General features: G+C 71.9%; 2 protein-coding genes. Both read left to right on the plus strand.

The genetic code is table 11. The features are described from left to right. Positions 1–133: 133 nt before the first annotated feature. Positions 134–700: a WhiB family transcriptional regulator gene (locus GA0115259_RS32880; RefSeq protein ID WP_093603723.1), complete on the plus strand. Its 567-nt coding sequence runs from the start codon at positions 134–136 to the stop codon at positions 698–700. After that, the gene (locus GA0115259_RS32885; protein ID WP_093603725.1) at positions 697–1,716 is read left to right on the plus strand and encodes a DUF2637 domain-containing protein; all 1,020 of its coding nucleotides are present in this window, start codon (positions 697–699) and stop codon (positions 1,714–1,716) included. The genes GA0115259_RS32880 and GA0115259_RS32885 overlap by 4 nt, the downstream gene beginning before the upstream one ends. The last annotated feature ends 43 nt before the right edge of the window (positions 1,717–1,759 follow it).

A 1,759-nucleotide genomic window follows, 5' to 3' on the forward strand; every position in this document is an offset into this window, starting at 1 on the left:
CGCCGCCTGACCCCAGCAGGCCGCCGCCGCGCCTGCCCCGCGCGCCCTCGGCGCGCCCCGAGCACCTCCCCCGGACCCAGTGCACCTCCGCCGACGCCCCCTGCACGCGGAGACTGATCGGAGCGACCCCCGCATGAACACCACGACCAACGGCCCTGGCCGCCACCGCTCGCTCGGCGACCAGACCTGGCAGGACCAGGCCGTCTGCCAGAGCACGGAGTACCACCCGGTGGACCCGGAGATCTTCTTCCCCGAGCCCGACGAGATGGACCGCATCCGCGCCGCGAAGGCACTGTGCCGCCAGTGCCCGGTCCAGCGCACCTGCCTGGACGCCGCCCTGGAGAACAACGACGCCCACGGCATCCGGGGCGGCATGACCGAGGAAGAACGAGCACCCCTGCACGCCAAGCTCGCCACCCGCCTCGACTACAGCCGGGTCAACGCCACCCTCGCCGGACGCGACATCCACCTCACCCACGCCGAACGCCGCGCGGTCATCCACGCCGCCTACCGCTACGGCGTCACCGAACAGCGCCTCGCCCAGCTGCTGAAGATCACCGAGGAACACGCCCAAAAGCTCTACCGCGAAACCCGCCGCGCCCACCGCAACCGCGACCTGGAACACAACACAACAACCACTCCACCGCCTGGACAGGGTAAGGACCTGCCGAACCGCGACGACTTCGGGACGGCCGCGTGACCAGCGCCTCAGTGCCGGTACAGGCGCACATCACCGGCTGGGACCGCGCCGCCATCGTCGCCCTGGGCGCGGCCGGCTGTGCCCTCTCCTACGACGCCCTCCAGCAGATGGCCGTCGCGATCCACGTCCGCGGACCGCTGACCTACCTCTTTCCTCTGGTGATCGACGGCTTCATCGCCTACGGCGTACGGGCCCTGCTTGTCCTGCGCAACGCCCCGCTGCGGGCCCGCGCGTACGTATGGCTTCTGTTCGGCACGGCCACCACCGCCAGCATCTGGGCCAACGCCCTCCACGCGGTCCGCCTCAACCAGCAGACGGCCCCAGCCGAGGATCTGCGGCTCGGGGACACGGTGGTCGCTGTCCTGTCCACACTCGCGCCGCTGGCCCTGGCCGGAGCCGTCCACCTCTACATCCTCATCGCCCGGGGACCGGTCAAGAACAGTGACCGCCGCGGCCCCGGTCACCTCGGTCAGGGCGAGCGCGTCGCGGTAACTCGGCCTGACCGGGCCGGTCAGCAACAGCCGCTGCCCGGTCAGGGCGGCGCCGGACAGCCGGTGACCGCGCTGACCGACCGGCCCCGGCTGTCCCTGAACAAGCAGACTCCGGACACTCGGACACCGGCCGAGGACAGCGCCCCAGGGGACGGCACCCGTCCGGATACTGGGCGCCGTGACCGGGAGCCCCAGGTCGCTGACCTGGTCGGACAGCCGGACACCTTCCCGGCGGTCAACGACCGGCCGGGCAGCGCCGAGCCGGTCACGGGTTGTCCGGACAGCGTCGCTCCGGTCACTGACCGGGACGCCCGGACAACCGGTGACCGGCGGTCTGACCCGGATACCGAGGAGCTGCTGGAGATCGCCCGGTCGGCGGTCAGGGCCGAGGACAAGCTGACCCGGAAGGTGGTCGCGCAGGCGATCCGCGGTCAGCAGATCCCGCTGTCCAGCGACACGCTGACCGCCCTGATGGTCCAGCTCCGCAAACAGCACGGACAGCCGGTCACCCCGCCCCGGAACTGACCGGACACCACGGAGGCGGGTGGCCGAGCCGGACCCTCTCGGC

Source organism: Streptomyces sp. MnatMP-M17 (assembly GCF_900091995.1).
Lineage (GTDB): Bacteria > Actinomycetota > Actinomycetes > Streptomycetales > Streptomycetaceae > Streptomyces.